14 protein-coding genes are annotated in these 24647 nt (G+C 56.7%); 5 read left to right on the top strand and 9 right to left on the bottom strand.

All coding sequences use genetic code 11. The annotated features are described in order from the left end of the window. Nucleotides 1-18: 18 nt before the first annotated feature. The 6 genes from ABR39_RS02750 to ABR39_RS02725 form a co-directional block, all read right to left on the bottom strand. Nucleotides 19-1482: a TolC family protein gene (locus ABR39_RS02750; RefSeq protein ID WP_047345674.1), complete on the bottom strand. Its 1464-nt coding sequence runs from the start codon at nt 1480-1482 to the stop codon at nt 19-21. 1 nt (nt 1483) lies between these two features. After that, nucleotides 1484-2722 carry an HlyD family type I secretion periplasmic adaptor subunit gene (locus tag ABR39_RS02745; protein WP_047345673.1) on the bottom strand — a complete coding sequence of 413 codons (1239 nt, stop codon included), beginning with the start codon at nt 2720-2722 and terminating at the stop codon, nt 1484-1486. Continuing rightward, complete coding sequence (locus tag ABR39_RS02740) at nt 2719-4977, bottom strand: type I secretion system permease/ATPase (protein WP_047345672.1); 2259 nt, start codon at nt 4975-4977, stop codon at nt 2719-2721. Before ABR39_RS02740 ends, ABR39_RS02745 begins: the two co-directional genes overlap by 4 nt. 268 nt (nt 4978-5245) lie before the next feature. Next, a complete protein-coding gene (locus ABR39_RS02735; RefSeq protein ID WP_047345671.1) occupies nt 5246-6154 on the bottom strand; it encodes an OmpA family protein in 909 nt (302 codons plus the stop codon). Nucleotides 6155-6200: 46 nt separating this feature from the next. Beyond that, on the bottom strand, nt 6201-11543 hold the full coding sequence (locus ABR39_RS02730) for an Ig-like domain-containing protein (protein WP_047345670.1): 5343 nt from the start codon (nt 11541-11543) through the stop codon (nt 6201-6203). An 86-nt stretch (nt 11544-11629) separates the two neighbouring features. Continuing rightward, the gene (locus tag ABR39_RS02725) at nt 11630-16549 is read right to left on the bottom strand and encodes an Ig-like domain-containing protein (RefSeq protein WP_240477049.1); all 4920 of its coding nucleotides are present in this window, start codon (nt 16547-16549) and stop codon (nt 11630-11632) included. A gap of 188 nt (nt 16550-16737) precedes the next feature. Here ABR39_RS02725 and ABR39_RS02720 point away from each other — a divergent pair, with 188 nt between their 5' ends. Then, entirely contained in the window at nt 16738-17472 is a 735-nt protein-coding gene (locus ABR39_RS02720; protein ID WP_240477048.1) for a response regulator transcription factor, read from the top strand. A 186-nt stretch (nt 17473-17658) separates the two neighbouring features. Beyond that, nucleotides 17659-19308, top strand: coding sequence for an alpha,alpha-trehalase (locus tag ABR39_RS02715; RefSeq protein ID WP_047345668.1), 1650 nt, complete (start codon nt 17659-17661; stop codon nt 19306-19308). Between the two features lie 96 nt (nt 19309-19404). Here ABR39_RS02715 and ABR39_RS02710 read toward each other — a convergent pair whose 3' ends face one another. After that, nucleotides 19405-20994, bottom strand: coding sequence for an STY4199 family HEPN domain-containing protein (locus ABR39_RS02710; protein WP_047345667.1), 1590 nt, complete (start codon nt 20992-20994; stop codon nt 19405-19407). A 147-nt stretch (nt 20995-21141) separates the two neighbouring features. On the opposite strand from ABR39_RS02710, the gene ABR39_RS02705 reads away from it, so the two are divergent. Together ABR39_RS02705 and ABR39_RS02700 are read left to right on the top strand one after the other, a co-directional pair. Beyond that, nucleotides 21142-21681 carry a GNAT family N-acetyltransferase gene (locus ABR39_RS02705; RefSeq protein ID WP_047345666.1) on the top strand — a complete coding sequence of 180 codons (540 nt, stop codon included), beginning with the start codon at nt 21142-21144 and terminating at the stop codon, nt 21679-21681. Nucleotides 21682-21753: 72 nt separating this feature from the next. Next, nucleotides 21754-22092 (top strand): lysozyme, encoded by a 339-nt coding sequence (locus tag ABR39_RS02700; protein WP_047345665.1) that lies wholly within the window; start codon nt 21754-21756, stop codon nt 22090-22092. Here the strand turns inward: ABR39_RS02700 and ABR39_RS02695 are convergent. Next, nucleotides 22071-22673, bottom strand: coding sequence for a helix-turn-helix transcriptional regulator (locus ABR39_RS02695; RefSeq protein WP_047345664.1), 603 nt, complete (start codon nt 22671-22673; stop codon nt 22071-22073). The two genes, ABR39_RS02700 and ABR39_RS02695, sit on opposite strands and share 22 nt — an antisense overlap. A 173-nt stretch (nt 22674-22846) precedes the next feature. After that, a complete protein-coding gene (locus ABR39_RS02690; protein ID WP_047345663.1) occupies nt 22847-23605 on the bottom strand; it encodes an SDR family NAD(P)-dependent oxidoreductase in 759 nt (252 codons plus the stop codon). Between the two features lie 119 nt (nt 23606-23724). Here ABR39_RS02690 and ABR39_RS02685 point away from each other — a divergent pair, with 119 nt between their 5' ends. Beyond that, entirely contained in the window at nt 23725-24624 is a 900-nt protein-coding gene (locus ABR39_RS02685) for a LysR family transcriptional regulator (protein WP_047345662.1), read from the top strand. Nucleotides 24625-24647: the final 23 nt, after the last annotated feature.

The raw sequence follows: 24647 nt of genomic DNA, 5'->3' as shown, positions 1-24647 counted from the left end.
GAGTCATTTAAACGTAGTTTAGCGACTGTCTCGCAACCACTGCCGCAATGTACCGGCGCTCGCATAGCTACGGAAAATGGCCGCGTAGCCGTCAAAGCGGTTAGTCACTTCTGCCACCTGGTTGCCGTAATAATCACTTTCGGCACTCAACACATCCAGCAGGGTTCGTCTGCCGAGGTGATACCACTGATCGAAGAAATCATGGCGAATACGATCGGATTCCAGCGCTAAGTCATGGTATAGCCCTGCGCGCTCCAGCATGCTGCGGGCATCCTGATCGGCCGCCCGGACGCGGTTATCCAGATCGCGTGATTGTTGTTCAATTGCCTCTCTGCTGGCATCCGCGCGACGTGCTGCCGAGAGTTCAGCAGCTCGCTGAGAACCGCCGCGAAAAATGGGCCAGCTAACGTTAACTCCCGTTTCCCAGGACTGTTCACGTCCCAGCTCATCGCGCCCCGTGCTTTTGCCAACGTTCCAGGTCACCGTCGGAAGCGACGCCGATCGCGCAGCGTCAGCATCAGCAAGTGCCGAGGCGGTTTCTGCCTGCGCCTGGCGAATCGTCGGATGGTTGTCGATGGCCGCCAGCTGTGTCGTCAATGCACCAGGTTTCAGATTCCAGGCGGTCGCTGTCGGCAGCGGTACCGTTTTGTCACCTAACAGACGCTTCAGGGTAATCTCCGTATCGCGGGCGCGGGAGACCGCCGTATCCAGGGAAGACTGCGCCTGTAAAAGACGCCCTCTCGCCTGAGTGAGCTCACTGCGACGCCCCTGATCGACCTTCACAATACCGTCTAACATCTCAACCAGCTCGTTCATGCGCGCCACGTACTGCTGGCTGAGGCTGATAATTTGATGCTGTTTGCTAAGCTCAACCAGCGCACTACTGACCTGCCAGGCGATATCTTCCGCCTGAGCATCAACGTTATTTTTCGCCGCATCATGCAGGGCTTCACGGCTTTTAATAGTGTTACTGGTGCGGCCAAAATCGAGCAGCGTGGTGGCCATGTTGACGGTCACCGCCGGTCGGCTGTCGCTGTATCGACGCTCTCCCCCACCAAACTGATAGCTTTTCGATCGCGTACCCACATCAATTTGCGGCCAGCGCTGACCTTTCGCTTCATCCACGTTGGCTTGCGCCGCCTCGGTATTAAAGTTGGCGCCGCGCACTTCCGGGCTAACGTTCAGTGCAGTATTCACCGCGTCATTAAACAATGCGCGAATATCCCCTTCGCTGGGTACCGGACCTGTGGCGCGTGGCGTGCCAGTATCGCGTGTTACCGCAGCAGGCCTTTGCTCCACTAACGGAGCGGCTGGCGCGGGCGGGGTGGAGGCCATCACCATGCGAGATTTTACCACAGGGGTGGCAGGCGAAAAGGCTAATAAACCATCACTACCGGCTGCACTTTTCGCCGATACCAGACAAGCCGCGGCCGTCAGCAGCGCCGCCAGGCGGCGCTGCATAAAGATTGAATCATTTTTCATATTAACGCTCGCGGAAGGCTTCCTTCGCTTTGAAGATGGGTTTCAACAGATAATCAAGAATGGTTTTTTCGCCGGTACGGATCTCCACCGTGGCGATCATCCCGGGGATAATCGGCAGGGATTTCCCGCCCGCCGTCAGCGTACTGCTGTCGGTTAACACCATCACCCGGTAGTAGGTATCATCAGGACGACCGGCAGCGGCTTTGGCGTCATCTTTCAGCGTGTCCGGGCTGACCAGCGACACGTGCCCTTTCAGGCCACCATAGATGCCGAAATCGTACGCGGTGATCTTCACCATCGCCGGTAAACCGGCATGCAGGAAGGCGACGTCTGACGGTTTGATTTTCCCTTCAACCAACAGCTGGTCTTCTAGCGGCACGATTTCCATAATGTGTTCACCGGGCTGGATCACGCCGCCGATGGTGGTGACGCGTACGTTTTTCACCGTGCCTTTCACCAGCGCGGTGATGGTCGTCCGGCTTACCACGTCGGCACGCCCGGTCAGGCTCTCTTCGGCCTGCACCAGATCCAGCTCCTGGCGAATCAGATCGGCGTTGGCATCCGCCTGGTAGCGATTGCGGCGCTCGACAATCTGCGATTGCAGATCGTTCGCCTGCCGACGCATGCGCAGCAGTTCCACTTCAGAGAGCAGGCCGCGAGCGGCCAGCGGTTCTGACATGGCGATTTCATTTTGTGCCAGGCGGTAGCTTTTCTCGAGCGAAGCTACGCCCTCTTCCAGCGCCTGTTTGCGGCTGTTGTAGGCGCGCGTTTCGAGATCCACCTCAGAAGGATATGCTTTCACGCGGTCGCTAAAGGTCAGCGGCAGGCCGTAGGCTTCTGCACGCAGGCGGTTAACGGTCGCTTCCAGCGCCACCACTTTACGCAGCGTCTCCTGATAGCTTGACTGGGCGCGGGTCGGGTCGATTTTCAGCAAGACCTGCCCCGGCTCGACAATGTCGCCCTCACGCACGTTCATCTCCTCCAGGATCCCGCCTTCCAGGCTCTGAATGACCTGCTCACGGCTTTTGGAGACAATTTTCGCGTCGCCTTTGGTGATCTCTTCCACTTTCGCGAAATGCGCCCAGATCAGAAAGCCGCAGAAGACAACGAGGATCAGCCACAGCACCAGCCGTGATTTTGGCGTGGTCTGGGAAAATAACGCCTCCTGAATGTCGCTCATCCAGGCGGCGTCGCGCGCCGACAGGTTTTTCTGTTTGCTGTTGCGTTTAAAGAATGTCATGCGCTCGCCTCCACGGGCTGTTTTCCTGTCGCGGCTTTCGCTGGGGGACTGTCGTTGGCAGGCGTACCGTTCAGCGCGGCCAGCACCTGCTGTTTAGGACCATCGGCCACAATTTTGCCGTCATCAATCACCACCAGGCGATCCACCAGCGCCAGCAGCGACGGGCGATGGGTCACCACCACCAGCGTATGTCCGGCGGTCGCAACTTTCAGGTGCTGTAAGAAAAGGGCTTCCGTCTGGGAATCCATCGCACTGGTGGGTTCATCCAGCAGCAGCAGATTCGGTCTCGCCAGCAGCGTACGGGCCAGTGACACCAGTTGACGCTGCCCCCCGGAAAGACTGTTCCCCTGCTCGCCTACAGGCATATGAATGCCGCGCGGATGGCGGGCAGCAATCTGATCCAGCCCGGTCAGGCGCAGCACGTGCAGGAATTCATCGGAAGAGGCGTTCTGGCGACCAATCATGATGTTTTCACGCAGGGTGCCGTAAAACAGGCGCGCTTCCTGGCCGACAAAGCCGACGTTGTTGCGCCAGTCAGACGGTTCAATCTGATTTACATCCAGGCCGCTGCTGAAAAGCTGCCCTTTCACAGGGGTATAAAGACGCGCAATGATGCGCAGCAGGGTTGATTTACCGCTGCCGATTTTGCCCACAATCGCCACGCGCTCGCCCGGTTTAATCGTCAGGTTGACGCCCTTCAGGATCTCCGGGTTAGGCTGCATCGGCGGTGCCGGGTAGGAAAAGGTCACGCCTTTCAGCTCAATGTCGCCATTCAGCTCAGGCTGTTTGATGTAATCAATGTCGCTGCTGCGATCGGTCGGGTGTGCCATCAGTCTGTTCAGCGACGACAGCGCGGCTTTCGCCTGCTGATAACGCACGGCCAGACCAATCACCTGGCTTAACGGCGCGGTCACGCGGCCGGCCAGCATCACGGTACCGATCAGCGCACCCTGGGTCAGATTACCGGCATCAATCAGGTATACCCCGGTGACAATCAGCATCACCGTCTGCAGCTGCTGTAAAAAACTCACGGAGTTCATGGCCAGCGTCGAATAGTGCTTCGAGGCTGCCGCGCTGCTGGACTGCATAGCGCTGAATTTCTGCCAGCGGCTCTGCATCCAGGATTCACCGCCGACTGATTTCAGGGTTTCCATACCTTCAATGGATTCAATCAGTACGCCCTGCTTCAACGAGGCTTCCTGCAGGCTGGCTTTCATTACCTTCGCCAGCGGCCACTGGATCAGCAGACTGACTATGAGAATCATCGGCAGCATCAGCATCGGAATAATGGCTAACGAACCGCCGATGGCAAAAATAATGCCGATAAACAGCAGCACAAAAGGTAAGTCTGCAATGGTCGCAAGCGTCGCGGAAGAGACGAAATCACGGACCGATTCAAACTCACGCAGCTGGTTGGCAAACGAGCCGGACGAGGCCGGTTTGTGCTCCATTTTGACCGCCAGAGACTGACGAAACAGAATGCTGCCGACGATCAAGTCCGCTTTTTTCCCGGCGTTATCCAGCAGATGTGCACGCACCGTACGGGTGATCGCTTCAAAGACCATCGCCACCAGCACGCCAATCGCCAGCGACCACAGCGTGGTAAACGCCTGGTTTGGGATAACGCGGTCATACACGTTCATGGTGAAGAACACGGTCGCCAGCGCGAGTACGTTAACCAGCACCGAGGCCAACGCGGCGCTGCGGTAGTAGCTGCGGTAGCGCCACAGCGTGCTAAACAGCCAATGGCCTTTCGGCGGTGGCGGAGCGATATCGCTTACCCGACTGTCAATGCGCGCTGTCGGTTTCGCCGCAATGGCATAGCCGACATACAGTTCGCTGAGCGCCTCGTGGTTCAGCTCAACCGGCTCGTTACCCACTTCCGGCATAACCAGGGAGTAGAACAGATCCCATTTATCGTCGGCATTTTTACGACGCTCCCGCGCGAGCAGCACCATTCCGCCCGCGCCTTTGCGCAGCAGAATCATGGGGAATACCTGCTCGGGCAATTCGGCGCTGTTACGCTTGATGAGCCCCCCGGTGATACCGGCGTTTTTGAGCGCATCAAGCGCTAAAGAGGGTGAGAGAGTTTGTTCAACGGGCAGACCAGCCAGCAGGACATCGTCGCTTTTACCCAGACCATAATGCTCCGACAGCCAGGCAATACTTCGGAGTAAGGAGTCATCATTCAGTCGGGTATCACGAGCGGTGGCTTGCAGCTGTTCCTCCTGGGTATTGGCCATTGAGGATTCCATAATTCGCGTGTTCCTGGTTATTAAAACTCATTAAAATCAAAAAGATGAATTAACTTTTTGCAGTGAATTAGGAATATTCTGTCACGCGGAATGGTCTTGCCTTAATGAGACCTGTCTCAATGGAACTGCTTATTTTTTGACACGAAAAAGGTTCAGGGAGGAATTTTTGCCCGGCGGCGCTGCGCTTGCACGGGCCTACAATAAAGGGGTTGAAGATTGTAGGCCGGGTAAGCGCAGCGCCACCCGGCAAGAATGGCTGAATGGAATATTATTTTTGAGCCTGCGCACTCACGTCCTGGTCGCCCGTTACGCGCACCACAACACGACGGTTAGGGGCATTGCAGGCAATCAGCTCTTTTTTACTGGATGCCGCACAGTCGTTCACCACGGGTTCACTGCTCCCCACGCTTGAGGCGCTCATCAGGCGAGCCGGAAGACCGTTTTCAGCCAGCATGGTGCGGACAGTCTGCGCGCGCTTCAGACCAAGGGCATAGTTGCTGCGATCGCTACCAATGGCGTCGGTGTGGCCGATCACCTGGATCTGCTTCAGTTCAACGTTTTCACGCTTGATTGTCGTCACCAGATCTTTTACGGCCTGGCGACCCTGAGCGGAAACGCCCTTCTCGCTGGATTGGCCAAAGCGGAACATCACATCACCAGACAGGGTGTAATCTTTGTACTGCGGTGCTGGCAGGTAATTACAGGCCTCAACGCTTGAGGCGCGGGACAGCACGTGAGTCTGTTCGCGCAGGCCTGCCAGGTCTTTCTCAGCCTGCTCACGGGTACGGGCTTCCGGCACCGCGTTCATCGTGTGGCTGACGCGCACAAAGTAGGTCTGGCCGCCGGTCATCTCTACGTTGTAGCCCTGCTCCTTGCCGCGATACTGTGGAGCATCGTTCTGGTACGCGCCCAGGTTGTGTTTACCCGGTGCCAGGCAGAATGCCGTAAATCCGCCAGGCAGCAGGGCATCATGAAACTCGTTATCAACATAAATATGCGCCGCGCCGCCTTCGGTATTGCTGGCGTCACGGTAATAGACCACCTGGGTCTGCGTCTGGCCGACAGGCGCAACGGGTTGATAAGTCTTACCAAAGTTCTCCGCCGCCAGCGCCGGAGTCATAACCAATGCGGAGGAGGTAAACAGCGCCGCGAATAAAGAGGTCTTGAAAAAAGTCATAAATCCTCCACAGGCCTCCCCGAAAGGAGGCCTGGAAAAGTTTAAATTAGTGATTATTCACGTTGACGGTCACACCGGTTTGCACCAGCAGTTCCACGTCATGGTTTTCCATGTGGTACACCTGGTATTCCACGCCGGAAACCTTGACGTTACCCGCATTGGTCCAGTTGCCCGGATCGCTGTTATCAGGTAGCAGATCGTTCAGGTTCACCACATCGCCTTTATTCCCCTGCACCATCAGCTGTTTGTTGCCATCAGCGATGAACAGGTCTTTCTCAGCGTGGGTCAGCACGTCGTTCAGGCTGATATTCAGCTTGTCTTGCTTGCCGTTGGTCAGATCAATCGTCTTGTCCTGAAGGTTATCCAGTTTGATTTCATGACCGTTCAGCGTGCTGACAATGTGGCTGTTATCGTCGTGCTGCTCTTCCGTATTCAGCATCATACTTCTTGACGCAGAGCGGGAGGTGTTCACGGTCCAGCGAACATCGTCAATCATGTACTGGTCGGTGTTAATCGTGTTACCACCGCCCGACAGACCGCTGCTTGCACCACGACCCATGCTAAAGACAATATTACCGATCTCACGTCCCGCAGGTGCCGTGGCGGTAAATGTCGCCTCACCTGAAGGCAGAAGCCCGGAGGAAATAACCTTTCCTGCAGTGTCGTAGACCGTGTAGGTTGACTTAACGACACTTGATTGCACGGAATCATTCGCACCTGAAATCTGCATGCTTACGGCATTTACACCATCGAAATGCATAGTGATATCGCCTGTCAGCGCCAGTTTGCGGCTATTCGATGCCCCCCACTGATAAATTGCCGCGCCGTATCCAGGGTAATATTTATCGTTTAACGTAAATTTCAGGCCGCTCGACAGCGTCACCAATCCTTTCCCGTAGTTTTGGATCGGGACGGCGTTGAAGTCTTCAAAGCCGCTGGTCTTCGGCGCTTCAACCGTCAGGCTACGCGAAACACCTGTACTCCTGTTCCCCGCCTGGTCAATGGAAAACACGCTGAAGGTATGGTTACCCAGCGGCAGTGCCGACGGCGTCACGCTCCAGCTACCGTTGGCCGCTGCGGTCGTGCTGTACGTCGTACCATTCACCGCAACGTAAACCGTGCTGCCCGCTTCTGCCGTACCGTTCAGGGTCGGCGTGTTGTCATCGGTTTTACCCGCGTTGGCAACATTGCCCGTCACTGGTCCAACGTTATCCATCACGCTGGTGATCACCGGTGCAGCGTTGACCGTATCCACCGTAATCGCGTACGGCGAAGAGTTCACTGAGCGGTTTCCGGCCGGGTCAATCGAGTAGGCCTGGAAGTTATACGTCACGTTATAGTTGGTGGTGACCGGGAAGGACCATTGCCCGTTCGCACCCGCCGTGGTCGAACCATAGACCGTGCCGTTGGCCGGGTTGGTGATATACACCACGCTGCCCGCTTCCGCCGTACCGCGCAAATCCAGCGTTCTGTCGTTGGTGACGCCGCCGTTACCCACCAGACCGTTATACACACCGCCCTGAACATCATCGTATGAACCCAGAATCACTGGCGCAGCGTTGACCGTATCCACGGTAATCGCATACGGCGAAGAGTTCACTGAGCGGTTTCCGGCCGGGTCAATGGAGTAGGCCTGGAAGTTATACGTCACGTTATAGTTGGTGGTGACCGGGAAGGACCATTGCCCGTTCGCACCCGCCGTGGTCGAACCATAGACCGTATTGTTGGCCGGGTTAGTGATATACACCACGCTGCCCGCTTCAGCCGTGCCGCGCAGATCCAGCGTTCTGTCGTTAGTGACGCCGCCGTTAGCCACCAGGCCGTTATACACGCCGCCCTGTACATCATCGTAAGAACCCAGAATCACCGGCGCGTTATTCACCGTATCCACGTTCAGTGAATAGGTCGCTGATTTACCGGAAACGTTGCCCAGATCGTCTTTCGCGATGGTGTAGAACATGTGCGGACGACCCGCAGCGGTGTTTGCTACTGCACGCTCCCAGCTCCAGTTACCGTTGGCATCGGCTCTGACCGTATCCAGCACCGCGTTGTTATACGCGTTGTAGATGTAGACGATGCTGTTCGCTTCTGCCGTACCGCGCAGTTCCATATTCGCGTCGTTGGACAGCCCACCGTCCGGTACCAGCCCTTTATAAATGCCGCCCTGCACGTCATCGTACGCGCCCAGAATGATTGGCGTAGCCGCTTTCGTGTCGACTTCCAGACCATAATGGTTGGATTCACCCGACACGTTCCCCGCCTTGTCCTGCGCCCTGACATAGAAATCGTGCTGCGCATCGGACAGCGCCGGAGAGGTCCATTTCCAGTTACCGTCCGCATCGGCATAAACAGAACCTACAGGCACATTGCTGCCCGGCACGTAAATTTTCACCAGGCTCTCTTTCTCAGCGGTACCGCGCAGCTCTGGCGTGGTGTCGCGCGAGCGGCTGCCGTCAGTAATCAGATGACCCGCGTCGTCGTACATGCCTTTGATGGCCGGGGCATCAGGTGCCTGGGTATCGATAGTCAGGTTCCACGGTGCCGTTGGCGCACTTTTCACGCCGGTCGGGCTCTGGAATACCGCCGTCAGGGACAGATCGGTTCCGTTGTTCTGCTGCGGCAGCGTAAAGTTCCAGGTGTTCGCTGGCCCTACGGTGACCGAGTCAATCAGTCGGGTACCGTCGTAAATAAACACAACGTCACCCGCCACACCGGTACCGTACAGCGTCGGCGTGGTGTCATCGGTCACTGCCGGGTTCGCCAGGTCACCCTGAACCAGGCCCACGTCATCCGCCACGCGGTCCAGAGAACCGGTGGGTACACGGGTGTCCAGCGTCAGCTCGAACGGAGCGGTTGGCGCGCTCTCACCTGCGCCCGCGTTTTCGGTCGCGGTAATTTTATAGAGTGCATCTGCGGTCAGCGCCGGGTTGACGGTGTACTGCCATTCACCGGTCACGGCGTCTGCCTGCACGCTACCCGTGAGTTTGCCGTCAACATACACGTTCACCACCGCGCCAGCCGTTGCGCGGCCCACAACCGTTGGGGTGGTGTCGTCGGTGTGGCTACCGCTGCCCAGATTACCCACGATGTCGCCCTGATCGTCCACAACGTGGCTGATGGAGACGCCGTTGTGGCTGGTATCCACGATAAAGTGGATCGGATCGGAAGCCGGACCCACGTTACCCGCTTTATCTTCGATAGCAACACGCCAGGTGTAGTCGCCGTCCGCCAGCGCAGGCGCCGGGGTGTAGCTCCAGTTACCTTTGCTGTCTACCGGTACGCGCACGGTGGTGCCGTTACCAAGATCGATAATCGCGGTGCCGTCAGGCTCACCCTTACCACGGTAGGTTGGGGTGTTGTCATCGGTGGTGTCGTCATTGGCGATAAGACCCGGCGTGCCGAAGTCGTCCCACAGTTCAATGTCGGTCGCGGCCAGCGGCTCGATGGAATCCACAATAATGACCCACTCGCCGGTTTCCGGGCTGCGGTTACCGGTGACATCCTGCGCAACGGCGCGGAAGCGGTGCTCGCCCTGGGCCAGATCGGTATCAAACTCAATGGTCCAGCGGCCGCCCGTCACCACGGCACTGCCGATTGGGTTCGGGTTTGTGCCATCGTACAGATAGACGGTGGTGCCGTTCTGCGCGGTCCCGGTGATAGTCGGACGCGCATCGTTCGTGATGCCGCCGTTCTGGATCGTACCGACATGCGCAGCAACGTCATCGATCACGTCAGTGATCGCCGGTGCCGTCGGGATACCGCCCGCCAGCAGGTCAAACGAGAACGCGTCAGACGGCTCAGAGCGCAGGCCCGCTTTGTCCTGCGCCACAACGGTTACGTCGTAATGACCGTTGGCCAGGCCCAGCGATGGCGTCCAGGTCCAGGTACCGGTGCTGTCAGCAGTCACAGAGTCAACCGTACGACCGTTCACAATGATAAACACCAGGCTGTTCTTCTCGGCAGTACCGGTGAAGTCCGGGGTGCTGTCGTCGGTAATGCCGCCGTTAGCGATATTGCCGGTTTGCTGGCCTGCATCATCAAATACGGTGTCGATCGTGGGTTTAGCCGGTGGCTGCGTATCCACAATAAAGCCGATTGGATCGGACGGTTCGCTGGAATTGCCCGCCGGATCGGTGATGACCACCACGGCTTCATGTGAACCGTCTTTCAGTGGGTTTTCCGGGGTCACTTCCCATTTACCGTCGTCACCGACGATCGCGGTGCCCACCACTTCGTCATCAACGATCAGCTCAACGGTTTCACCAGGCACGGCACCGCCGCCGCTGAAGACCGGTTGCGTATCATCAGTGGTGTCACCGTTGTGAATTGGGCCGACAACCGGCCCCTGATCGTCTTCCACATCACCAATGATCGGTTTGCCTGGCGCTTCGGTATCAATGACCAGCTTCCACGGTGCGCTCGGCGCACTTTCCACGCCGGTTGGGCCACGGAAGACGACGCTGACGTCCAGCGCGGTGCCGTTCGTCTGCTCCGGCAGGGTATATTCCCAGCTGCCGTCGGCGCGTACGGTGACAGAGTCAATGATGTCGCTGCCGTTGCGAACGAACACGATGTCCCCAGGACGACCGGTACCGTGCAGGGTTGGCGTGGTGTCATCGGTCACTGCCGGGTTGGCCAGATCGCCCTGATAGCGACCCACGTCATCCGATACGCGATCTAAGCTGCCCGTTGGCACAACGGTATCGATGGTCAGCAGGAACGGGCGCGTCGGCGGAGGGATCTCTCCCGGGCCGCTGTACTCACCCGCGGTGATTTCGTAGGTTTTACCGGATTCCAGAGCCGGGGTAACCTCAATGGCCCATGCTCCGGTTGTCGAATCGGCCATCATAGAACCGACGGCTTTACCGTCAACATACAACGTCACCAGAGAGCCCGGCGTCGCGGTACCCACGATGACAGGATTAACGTCATCCGTGCTGCTGCCGCTTGCCAGCGGGTTGGTCAGCGTGCCGGTATTATCTTCAGCGTGGCTGATGGAAACCGCGTTCCCTAAGGTATCTACGACGAAGCTAATTGGCGCGGTAGATGGGCCACGATTGCCCTGAGCATCTTCCAGTGCGACAGACCAAATATAAGAACCATCCGCCAGCGCAGGCGCAGGCGTCCAGCTCCAGCTACCGGTTGAATCGACCGGTACGCGGACGCTTTGGCCGCCGCCGAGGTCAATGACGGCAGTCATCCCGGGTTCACCCTTACCGCTGAAGGTTGGGGTGTTATCTTCGCTCGGATCGCCGTTATGGATTTCACGCGGGAACTGAAAGTCGTTCCACAATAAAACATCTGTCGGCAGCGGTGGCAGCGTATCATTGGCAGCTATGGCCGCGATATTAGGTTCAGTATTGTTGTTAGCAGTAATGGTCTTTTTCATACTATTTTCCAAATGAATTCTGTTTATGGTTTGGTCTAAAACATCCTGGAGGTTCCCCCGAGGGAACCTCCCTTTCCTGGCATCAATTAATGGTTCTGCAGCGTGACCGTGACTCCCATCTGAACGAGGATCTCGGTATTCAGGCTATCCATTTGGTAAGACTGATACTCCACTCCCCCAACACTCACTGTCCCGCCATCGGTCCAGTTACCCGGATCCATTCCGTTCGGCAGCAGGTCGCTCAGGTTCACCGTGTCACCCGCGTTGCCCTTCACCATCATTTGGTTGAAGTCGTTTGGGTGGAACAGGTTCTGTGTAGCGTTTTCCAGCACATCGCCCGCGCTCAGCGTCAGGGTGTTATTGCCTGTTCCCGTAATGTCGAACACTTCCATGGACTGGATGTTGTTGGTCAGCGTGCTCAGATCGAGATGCTGATCCGCCCCCAGCAGCTTCAGCGTATCGGTGCCTTCGCCACCCTGAATCACTGCGCTGCTCAGGCTGCCCACGTCAGCAACCTGGTACAGGTTGTCCGCCGCGTCGCCGAACCAGATATCGCCCTGGTTATCCGCCAGGAATTCACCTGGGGTGAGGGTTATCGCGGAACCGCTTACCACCAGGTTGTCGACACTGAAACCAAACCCGATGCTGCCCGACTGCTCCTGATGGTGGATCTCCATTCGGTAAACCGGCGTATCATCAGGACTGGTGAACGACACAGAGACGTTGCGGTTATTGCCAAAAGCAGTCACATTCTGAGAGCTAATTTCATTGCCGTTAATGTCGTAGAAAGTCACCACCGTCGATGGACCAGGAACCCTCGGGTTGAAAACAAAATCGACGGTGTGGGCACCGTACTGGAAGTCAACAAACATGCTGGCTGCCATTCCGGTATCGGCAGAGTTGCTGTACAAATACAAGCTATTGGTACTTCCAGTGCCAATGATCTGTCTGTCGAACTCATAATCAGCCGTGCCGGTATCCGCCGTGTGGGAGAAACGCATCCCGTGTACCCACGCACCTGCATTAATGGCCGCGAACTCCGTATCGCTTTCGAAGTTATTGGTACTGGTAAAATCACTGGTCCGGTAGCTCGAACTGTTCCCCGCCGCGTCAATAATTGCCGCCCCTACCGGAATATCGGTGTAGCCGCCCGCAGGCATGGTCAGGGTCACGTTGCCGCTGGCAATGTCTGCCGCCGTCAGGGTATGGGTGACGGTAATGTCGCCGCTCTTCACCAGCACCGTATCGCCTTCCACCACGCCACTGCCCGGCAGCGTGACGGTCACGTCGTTACCGCTGCGCACCACGTCAGTCGGCGCATCTGGCGCAACCTGATCCAGCACGACCTTCTGAGAGGATTCGGTGTAGTTCCCGGCGGCATCGACCACGCGAGTCTGGATGGTCCAGTCCGCGCTATGACCCTGCCCATCGACAAACGCCCACCGATTGCCGTCGACCAGCGCCTCTTGCCAGGTTGTGCCGCCATCAACGGAGACCAGCACACGCTCGCCCGCCTCCAGCGGCGCGGAGAGGTGGCCGCTGACCAGGCTACCGGCTTTACCACTGTTGGTGATGAAGTCGCTTCCGCTGACGCCGGAGTCCTGCGTGATCCCGTCAACCACCGCGTTACCGAGTGGTGCGTCGGTATCAATGATGAGTTTCCACTCCGCAGACGGCGCGCTTCTGACGCCGGTCGGGCTCTGGAATACCGTGGTCAACGCCAGCTCTGTGCCGTTGTTCTGCGCAGGCAGGGTGTAGTTCCAGGTGTTGCCCGGTCCGACGGTTACGGAGTCAATCAGCGTGGTGCCGTCATAAATAAAGACCACATCACCCGCCACGCCGGTCCCGTGCAGGGTTGGCGTGGTGTCATCGGTCACCGCCGGGTTTGCCAGGTCGCCCTGCACCAGGCCCACGTCATCCGATACGCTGTCGAACGTGCCTGCCGGTACGCGGGTATCCAGCGTTAAATCAAACGGTGCGGTCTGAGCGCTGTCGCCGGTGCCGGTGTTTTCACTGGCGGTGATCTGGTAAGTTCCGTCAGCTGACAGCGCCGGATTGATGGTGTATTTCCACTCACCGGTACGCGGGTCCGCAATCACGCTGCCAACCAGCGTACCGTCCAGGTAAACTTTGACCTCAGCGCCAGGCGTGGCATGGCCCACAACGGTTGGCGTCGTGTCGTCGGTGTGGCTGCCGCTGGCGAGATTGCCCTGCACCGCCCCTTCGTTATCTTCTACGTGGCCGATCGAGATCCCGTTACGGCTGGTGTCCACGGTAAAGTGAATCGGATCGGAAGCCGGACCGACGTTACCCGCTTTATCTTCAATCGAGACGCGCCAGGCATAATCGCCATCCGCCAGCGCAGGTGCCGGGGTATAGCTCCAGTTGCCGCTGCCATCGACCGGGACACGCACGGTGGTGCCATTACCCAGGTCGATGATTGCAGTGCCGCCAGGCTCACCCTGACCACGGTAGGTAGGGGTGTTGTCATCGGTGGTGTCGTTGTCCGCAATAATGCCCGGCGTACCGAAGTCATCCCACAGCTCAACGCCGGTCGCTGCGCCTGGCGCGATGGAGTCCACATTAATCACCCACTCACCCGTCTCCGGGCTGCGGTTGCCAACGGCGTTTTCCGCTACCGCGCGGAAGCGGTGCTCGCCCTGCGCCAGCGGCGTGGCGATATCAATGGTCCAGGTTCCGCCCGTCACCACCGCGCTGCCGATCGGGTTCGGGTTAGCGCCGTCGTACAGATAAACGGTAGTGCCATCCTGACCCGTACCGGTGATGGTCGGTTGGTCATCGTTCGTGATGCCGCCCTGCTGGATGGTACCGGTGTGCGATTCCACGTCGTCGATCACGTCAGTGATGGCGGGCGCCGTCGGAATACCGCCCGCCACAACGTCAAACGCGAACGCGTCGGACGGTTCAGAGCGAAGACCGGCCTTATCTTCAGCGACGACGCTGACGTCATAGTGACCATTGGTCAGCGCCGGAGAAGGTGTCCAGGTCCATTTCCCTGTCGCATCCGCAGTCACCGAGCCCACTTCACGGCCATTGACGATGATGTGCACAACGCTGTTTTTTTCTGCGGTACCGGTGAAGTCCGGAGTGCTGTCATCGGTGATATCGCCGTTTGCCAGGAAACCTGTTTTCAGGCCAGCATCATCAAATACGGTCTCAATTGTCGGTTTTGCCGGCGGCGTGGTATCAACAATAAAGCCGATCGGATCGGACGGTTCGCTGGCGTTACCGACAGGATCGACGATCACCACAACCGCTTCATGATCGCCATCGCCCAGTGGATTTTCCGGAGTAACTTCCCATTTGCCGTCATCGCCGACAATCGCCGTGCCCACGACGCCATCGTCAATAATCAGACGCACGGTGTCGCCGGGCGTGCCATTGTCGCCGCGGAATACCGGAAGGGTGTCGTCAGTGGTATCGCCATCGTGGATAGGGCCCACAACCGGTCCTACGTCATCTTCGACGTCACCAATAACAGGTTTGACCGGTGGCTCCAGATCAACAATAAATTTAAAGTCATCTGACGGTTCGCTGGCATTGCCTTCAGGATCGGCAATGATCACTTTCCCGGTGTGGCTGCCGCCATCCAGGGGATTTTCCGGCGTGACCGCCCACTTACCGTCGTCGCCAACGATCGCGGTACCCACCAGTTCGTCGTCCACGATCAGGCGTACGGTATCGCCAGGCGTAGCACCTTCGCCACGGAATGTCGGCTGTGTGTCGTCAGTTGCCCCACCGTTCTGAATCGGACCGACAACGGTACCGACGTCGTCTTCTACTTCGCCGATGATCGGTTTTTCCGGTACGACAATAAATTTAAAGTCATCAGACGGTTCGCTGTCGTTACCCGCCGGATCGGTGATGATCACCTTGCCTGAGTGGCTGCCGCCATCCAGAGGATTTTCCGGCGTCACTTCCCATTTGCCGTCTTCACCCACGATCGCCGTGCCGACCACTTCGTCGTCAACGATCAGGCGGACGGTATCGCCAGGCGTAGCGCCTTCGCCGCGGAAGACGGGCTGTTTGTCGTCGGTCGCATCACCGTTGTGAATAGGACCAGTTACGTCACCGACGTTATCTTCCACTTCGCCGATTCCCGGCTTAACAGGCGCTTCCAGATCAACGGTGAAGTCAAAAGAATCGCTCGGCGCGCTGGTGCGGCCGTCCGGGCCTTTACCGATCAGCACAATGCTATGATCGCCGTGAGACAACGGGGTTTCCGGCGTCCAGGTCCAGGAACCATCAGGATTAACGCGGGTTTCACCCAGCTTTTGGTTGTTTTCCCAGAATTCAACGATATCGCCCGGCTTACCGGTACCGCTGAAGGTTGGGGTCGCGTCATCGGTGACGCCGTTTTGGGGGATCGAGCCGGTTTTCGTGCCGTAGTCGTCGTGCACGTCTTTCAGTTCTGGGGTCGTTACAGGTGCAGGGGTAACAGTGCCTTTATTATTGTCTTTGTGGCCATCATCACGGTTATGACGAATAATCGCGCCCAGGCCCACCAGCGCACCAATCCCGGCTAACGCACCCAGCGCCAGCAGAGCAGGAGAAAACGCAGTGCCCGCGACGGCCAGACCGTCCAGGCCCGCAATAGCGCCCGCACCCAGCGCCTGAGCGGAGGATTCTCCATCCAGCAGGAAAGCGGCTTTGTCGTCGTCGTCGCCGTCAGTAGCAATGTACTCATGCCATTGGCCATCTTCGCCTTTACCGACCAGTTCACCCGGGTTGTCGAAATAGTCTTCAATAATCAGCTGTGGCTGATCCTCGTCAGTGCCTTCCAGCATGACGAACAGGTCTTTGCCTACGCGTTTCAGCGTAATGTTTTCTGGCGCGACGCCATTTTCCCCTTCAGCAAGAATGTATTTTGCATTCGGAATGGCTTTGATTTTGACAGCACTGCCAACCTTTTCACTGCGCAGAACGTCAGCTTTGACAATCGTCTCTTTATCAACGACTGCAATATTTACTGGCTTGAGAGTCATGTTTAAATTCTCGTGTAAATAATCGATCTGTGTCCGCGCAATGCGCCAGACGCACTTCCATACGGGATACATTCCCTGGCTGACGCTATCTTCCCGGCTGGCAAGTTTTGGCTTAATAAGACCTGTCGCAAACCGGTCTTATATGTCTTAGAGGAGGGAGAAAAGGAGGTAAGAGACGCTGTCACCTGATGGCATCTGAACGCAAGAAAATAATGGCAAAGATAAAGACAAGTCTTAGCCAACTTTTTTTAGCGCACAGGGAAAATGACATTTTTGTCACCCAATCAGGACAATCAGGAATGTCAGATAAAAAAGTCATTCTCATGGATGTCAGTTCCTTGCTCCGAACAGGCATCCAGGGTTTATTAGCAGAACACGGTTATCAGACTGCGGCACAATTCCTAACGATTGAGGCAATGCACAGCGCGTTGCCGGCGCTAGATGCTGACCTGATTATTATGGAGCATCTACAACAGAGCCCTGAGGTTTTCTCTCATCTGGTACAAATAAGAAAATCCTACCCTAATATAAAGGTTCTTATTTTGTCGTCGTCCTCCAGCGATTTTCATATTCAGTTGAGCAGACGGGCCGGTGTGTCAGGCTATATAAATAAAAACAGTTCCCTTGATAAAATTATTACCACCGTCAACAAGATCACCTCCGGGGGCTATTGCTATGGTTCTGAGTTGTGGCAGCACCACTACCGCTATCCCCGTGATGCATCGCTGTTATTATCGTTGTCGCACATTGATATCTGTATTTTGCGCTATATTTCTGCGGGCTACAGCAACCAGATTATCGCCTCACTGCTGAATATGAATAATAAAAAGGTAAGCGCGTATAAGCAGCGCATCATGGCAAAATTCAAGATGACACGTCTGGCGGAACTGGTTGACCTGGCAAAACGGAATTATCTGTACTGAGCGCCGGAAGATGCCCGGGCGACGGTCTGTTCGGGCTTGATGACATAAATCGTTGCAAAACGAATGCTCCGAAAATAGTGATCTACCGCACATATCCCTCCCCAACTACCGAAGCGAATGTCTACGCTTATAGGACGCCCGGATAAACCTGTCTTTTAGAACACACAACCGGAGGTCCTTATCACCATGTTCAACCAGAAACTACAGGCTACCGAGAACATCGAGTTCGAGATTGCAGAAGAGCTGCGCTACGAGACCGATCCCTGCGAGTTAAAACTGGATGAGATGATCGAGGCGGAGCCGGAACCGGAAATGATTGAAGGGCTGCCCGCGTCGGATGCGCTGACGCCCGCAGACCGCTACCTTGAACTGTTTGAACACGTGCAGTCGTCGCGGCTGTTTGCGGACAGCAAAACCTTCCCCGACTGCGCGCCCAAGATGGACCCGCTGGACATCCTGATTCGCTATCGCAAGGTCAGACGCCACCGGGATTTCGACCTGCGCCAGTTTGTGGAGAACCACTTCTGGATGCCGGAAACGTACAGCTCAGAATATGTCTCTGACCCGGGCCTGTCCCTGAAAGAGCACATTGATAATCTGTGGCCCGTGCTGACGCGCGAGCCGCAGGACCATATTCCCTGGTCTTCCCTGCTGGCGCTGCCGCAGGCCTATATCGTTCCCGGCGGGCGATTCAGCGAGACCTACTACTGGGATTCCTATTTCTCCATGCTGGGTCTGGCGGAGAGCGGGCGCAACGATCTGCTGAAGTGTATGGCGGATAACTTCGCGTGGCTTATCGAGCGCTACGGCCATATCCCCAACGGCAACCGCACCTATTACCTCAGCCGCTCTCAGCCGCCGGTCTTTGCGCTGATGGTGGAGCTGTTTGAGGAGGACGGCGTGCGCGGTGCGAAACGCTATCTGGATCACCTCAAAATGGAGTACGCCTTCTGGATGGATGGTGCGGAATCGCTGCTGCTTAACCAGGCTTACCGCAGCGCCGTGCGTATGCCGGACGGTTCATTGCTCAACCGCTACTGGGACGACCGTGACACCCCGCGCGACGAATCGTGGATTGAGGACGTGGAAACCGCCCGTCACTCTGGTCGTCCGCCCAATGAGGTGTATCGCGACCTGCGTGCGGGTGCGGCGTCAGGCTGGGATTACTCGTCCCGCTGGCTGCGCGATCCGTCGCGGCTCGCCAGCATCCGCACCACGCAGTTTATCCCCATCGATTTGAACGCCTTCCTGTTCAAGCTGGAAAGCGCGATCGCCAACATCTCGGCGTCAAAAGGGGATAAAGAGACGGCCGACCTGTTCCGCCAGAAAGCCAGCGATCGCCGCGCAGCGGTGAACCGCTATCTGTGGGATGAGGAGAGCGGCTGCTACCGCGATTACGACTGGCGACGCGAAGAGCTGGCGCTGTTTTCTGCCGCCAGCATTGTGCCGCTGTACGTTGGCATGGCGACCCATGAGCAGGCCGAGCGCCTGTCTGATGCGGTCAAAGCGCGGCTGCTGACGCCGGGCGGGATTCTGGCCACCGAATACGAAACCGGCGAGCAGTGGGATAAACCCAACGGCTGGGCGCCGCTGCAGTGGATGGCGATTCAGGGGTTCAAACAGTATGGCAATGACTCGCTGGGGGATGAGATCGCCTGGAGCTGGCTGCATACGGTGAACCATTTTTATAAGACGCACCATAAGCTGATTGAGAAGTACCATATCGCCAGCAGTACGCCGCGCGAAGGGGGCGGGGGTGAGTACCCGCTTCAGGATGGCTTCGGCTGGACTAACGGCGTGGTGCGCCGTCTGATTGGGTTGTATGGGGAGCCTTGAGTGGTGGGGTGCGGTCTGATCCCCTCACCCCGGCCCTCTCCCAATGGGAGAGGGAGAAAGATGCAGGCCCTCTTCCTGTGGGAGAGGGAGAAGCGATCAGCGGATCACCTCATAAATGGCAGTCTGAATAGACTGCCATTTTTTCGTGGCGGCATCCGGCTGCGACTGCGCGCGGCGCGTTGCCATGTCGAGATCGTGCTGCTGGCGTTTGACCACGGCAGGCACGGTGCAGAAGGCTTTAAGATACTCTTTACGTACTGAGGTCAGAGACTCGCCGTTCGACATGGCGTGGCTGAGCGTGTTGATGAAGCGGCGGCACGGCTTCTCTTCCACCATGTTCTGCCGGTAGCGCAACATCAGCTCCAGCACATCGTCATAGCCTGCCGACATCGCCTCTTCGGTCCAGGAAAGCTTCCAGTCCATCCCGCCCTGTAAAAAGAGCAGCGCCACGCGGGTATCGTTGCGGTTAATGGCCGATCGGAAGTTATTCTCGTCCCAGGTCACCCCCATCCGCGTTAGCGTCTCGCGCGAGGAAGGCGTTTCGCGCATTTCCTGTGGAGGAGGCGCTTCTGCTGCACTGACGGCCGCAGGCTGCGGCTTGCTGCTGGTCACCAGCCAGAAGCCCCCCGCCACGATGGCAATCACCATGACGCCAACCGCCCCCCATAACGCACCGGAAATGAGCTGCTCGCGTTGTTCGGGCGTGCGCGGCGCGCGCTGGGTCGGCTTTTCAATGGTGTCACGGACTTCAAACAGATCCCCGCCGGTGACCCGATCCATTTTCTGCGCCTTTTCCCAGAAAGTGTGTAACTCGCTGGCATCCACCGCCATGAATCCGGCCGGGTTGACGCGCGTTCTCCCCTCTTCAAACGCGCGTTGAACCGGCCGCGCGATCTGGGTGTAGTAGTTATCCAGCAGCTGAATTTGCGCCGAACTTAACGTTTTCTGAACGGTTATGTTGTTGCGAATTTGCCGAATGTCATCGAGGAAGGTTTGCAGGGTTTTACGCGGTTCAACCAGCAGCGTCAGCATGGACGGATCGCTGAACAGCGAAGCGTAATAGCGGCTGAACTCTTTTTTATCCACCAGCATCTGCGCCAGTTCACTGAACATCATGCCGCTCAGGACGTCGTTGATCTCGCCGAGCTTCAGCCAGCGTCTTACGCGGTCAGCGTTAAACAGGGTCTTCAGATGGTTGTTCAGCCGCACCTGATCGGGCCAGGCCTGCTGGATGAGCCCTTTGATCATCAGCTCTATCGCGCGGACCTGTTTTTGCGCCTGCTGCTGCTGAAGCTCGCTTCCCGGTGCAAGGTCCGTGCTGTAGGTCAACAGCGGCTGCTGCAGGCGGAGATGTTCCAGCGCGGTCACAAACCGCATCGCCGCAATAAGCTGGTTTTCACTCACATCCTGTCCGCTTTCATATTGCGGTACGCGCTGCTGCAGCAGGCGCAGCTGGAGCGTAAATTCCGACATCTCGGCATCATTCAGGTTGAGCTTCTTCGCAACGGCTCCCCAGCCCCCCAGGGCTAATCGCGCGCTGTCCAGCTGTTCCAGGAACCAGCGTGGATCTTTACCCTCAGAAGCATGTACATTCAGAAGAAGCAAAATTTCCACCGACGCATGGCGAATGACCGCCAGACAGTGTTCGAACTGTTCGCGAATATGATGTGATGTGCTGAGGGTCATTATTTACCTTAAGTGACAACGAAAACATCGAAATGGGCACGTGACGGCCGTTTTTCTTTTTATTTATACGAGGTTAACCATACCTGACTTTCTGTTGAAATAAAGTGACAACCCTAAAATCATTTAAAAAGTGTCAGGAGAATCTGAATGCCTGTTTTAATCACCCCTCGCCTTCACTGCTCGCCTCTGCAGGAACAGGACTGGCCCTTTTTTCTGGGATTGCAGCAGCACCCTGACGTCATGCGCTTTGTCGCGGAAGACCGTCCCGTTACCGCCATTCGCGAGGCGTTTGATGCTCGTCTGACACCCTGGACGCCAGGCAGCGCGCACTGGCTGTGTCTCGTCGTTCGTGATGCCCTCTCCCGTGCTCCGCTGGGGGTTACCGGGTATATTCATCGGGAGGAGGATTGCGCTGAGGTCGGTTTTCTTTTCGCACCCGAGGCGCAGGGAAAAGGCTACGGCTTCGAATCCCTGCAGGCGCTTTGCCGCTATGCCTTTGAAGAGGGGGGTATACGCCGACTCACCGCCACCGTCACGGCGGGGAATGTCGCCTCAAGACGTCTGCTGGAAAAAGCCCACTTTTGCCTGGAAGGGGAATTACGTGAGAGCTATTTCCTCGCGGGGCGCTGGCATAATGACTGGTTATTTGGTTTATTACGGCAGGAATACCTGAATAACAATTCCTGATCAACAGCCATTTGGCGGATATTTATCGTAAATCGTTTCCTCTACAGTGTCGCGACTTAAGAGGAAACGAATATGAAAGGTCATGCGCTGAAAATATCTTCTGCCGCCATTGCGTTAATTAAAAAACATCAGGGTCTTTCGCTGGAGAAATACCGTGACGAAAATGGATTGTGGGTTATCGGCTATGGACATGAGATCCGTGAAAGGGAAAAATTCTGCGGCCTTATTACCCCCCTGCAGGCGGAATATTTACTCCAGGAAGATATTCAACAGTGTGAGACGCTGCTGCGGGAAATGTATACACGCCCATTAACCCAACAGCAGCATGACGCGCTGGTAATGATGATATTCAGTTCTGGAGAGATACCTTCACTCCAGAACGCGAATGTTCAGGCCATCGCCCGGGTATAGAACATGGCAGCCTGCGTTCTGTTTTTCACGTCCAACCGCTGGAAAAGCGCTTCGAGGTGCGCTTTTACCGTGGCTGCACTGATGTTGAGATTGCGTCCAATCTCTTTGTTTGACTCCCCCGCCGCCAGCAGTTTCAGTACCTCGCGCTGGCGCTCGCTTAACGCTGATAGCGCCTGCGGCGACGAGGGCTGTCGGACCCACTCTCCCGGAAAACAGACCATCCCTCGGGACACTGAATCCAGCACGGCGGAAAAACGCTCAGGGCTGGCGTTTCGGGGAATAATGGCCATGACGTTTCGCTGCCGTAACTGTTCCACCCATCTGGCCTCTTTTTTCGCTAACACCATCACCACGCGGATCGCCGGAAAGCGATGCATGAGCGCTTCCAGCCACGCTGTCTCTTCATTCTGAATGACATTCCCGTCAATCAGGACGATAGCAGACGGCGAAGCGGATACCTGAGCCCATAAATCTTCTGCCTGACAGGTCCCTGTCATATTTATTTCCGGAATGAGCTTCTGCAGACTGTGTATCGCTCCATGAATAAATATTGACTGCCTGTCAAACATGATTACTCGCATCGTTTTTCTCCCTCTGAGAATAGCGAAGGGGGATTCTACAGAGGCATTTTTTAAGAAAAAACTCAACGAATGGAGACGTTACAAATCCCGCCGGGTTCTTTATATCTGTCAGTATTTAGACACATTCACCTTAAGGATTTCCTTAAGAGGATCCTTCCCCTTAAGCCCGGGCATCACAGGAACATACCACCTGACACCTCAATGCGTTGCGCGTTCATCCAGCCCAGCTTATCGCTGAGCAGCGCCGCAACGGCATCGCCAATATCGTCCGGCAGCCCCACTCGTCCCAGCGCCGTCTGCGCGGCCAGCATCTGATTCAGCTCCGCATTGTCGCGAACGCGTCCGCCGCCAAAGTCCGTTTCTATCGCACCGGGCGCGATGATATTGACGGCGATCCCGCGCGCGCCCAGCTCTTTCGCCTGGTAACGCGTCAGCACTTCCATTGCCCCCTTCATGGCCGCATAGGTCCCTGAGCCCGGCTGGGTAAAACGGGCCAGCCCACTGGAGACGTTGAGGATCCGCCCACCGTCGACCAGCAAGGGCAACAGGCGCTGCGTCAGGAAGAAAGGTCCCTTGAAATGGATGTTTAATGCCTCATCAAACTGCGCTTCCGTCGTGTCGGCATAGGGCGCGTATAGCCCCGTTCCGGCATTGTTTAATAAATAATCAAAGTTTTCACGCTGCCAGACCGTCTTCAGGGTTTCCTGAAGCTGCCGGGCAAAAGGGTCGAAACTGGCAACATCTCCGACGTTGAGCTGTAATGCCGCCGCGTTAACGCCTTTTGCCTGAATTTGTTGCACGACTTCCAGCGCTTCCTGCTGGCTACGGTTATAGGTGAGGACAATTCCCGTGCCGTCTGCCGCCAGCTTTAAAGCAGCGTTTTTACCCAGACCACGGCTACCACCCGTTACTAATGCGATACGTTCAGTCATCATAAACCTCGTTTTGGCTGTTATGGAGATTGAGAAAGAGCTTATTAGGTGATAGAAAATCAATAAAGAGGGGTTAAAACGCTTCACTGTTTCAGCAGAAACAACAATGAGCTTCGTCTATGGATAAAATTCACGCAATGCAGCTGTTTGTCCGCGTCGCGGAACTCGAGAGTTTTTCGCGCGCGGCAGAAACATTAACCCTGCCGAAGGGCAGCGTTTCACGGCAAATTCAGGCCCTGGAAAACCGGCTTGGCACCCAGCTCTTGCACCGCACCACGCGGCGCGTCAGCCTGACGCAGGACGGCATGGTCTATTACGAACGGGCAAAAGATCTGCTGGCAAACCTTGATGAACTCGACGGTATGTTTCAGCACGATCCCTCCAGCATCAGCGGACGGCTCCGCGTGGATATGCCCGTTGGCGTTGCTCGAAATTTAGTCATCCCCAAGCTGCCTGCTTTTTTGCAGCATTATCCGGGCATTGAGCTGGAGCTCAGCAGCAGCGATCGCCTGGTGGATGTTATCCGCGAAGGGTTTGACTGCGTGGTGCGCGTCGGCACGCTGAAGGATTCGGGGCTTATCGCCCGTCCGCTGGGCAAGCTGTCGGTGATTAACTGCGCCAGCCCGGACTATCTGGCGCGTTTTGGCTACCCGGAAACGCTGGACGATTTAGGCTCCCACGCCGTTATTCATTACGCCGCCACGCTGGGAAGCCGCCCGCAGGGCTTTGAATTTTATAACGGCAGTACGACACAGTGGATAAAAACGGGCGGGGTATTAACCGTTAACAGCACGGAAACCTACCATGCTGCCTGCCTTGCCGGGCTGGGCATCATTCAGGTTCCGCGGGTGGGGGTGCGTGATTCTCTGCGCGCGAAGAAACTGGTTGAGATCCTCCCGCAATATCGGGCAGAGCCGATGCCGGTTTCCCTGATTTATCCCCACCGCCGCAACCTCTCCCGCCGGGTACATCTGTTTATGGAGTGGCTTACTGAACTCACAAAAGCTTACGTGGACTAGTCGCAAGCTATAATTCAATAACA

Source organism: Enterobacter genomosp. O, from assembly GCF_001022965.1.
Taxonomy (GTDB): Bacteria; Pseudomonadota; Gammaproteobacteria; order Enterobacterales; family Enterobacteriaceae; genus Enterobacter; species Enterobacter cloacae_L.
This window is presented reverse-complemented; position numbering and strand designations above follow the sequence as displayed.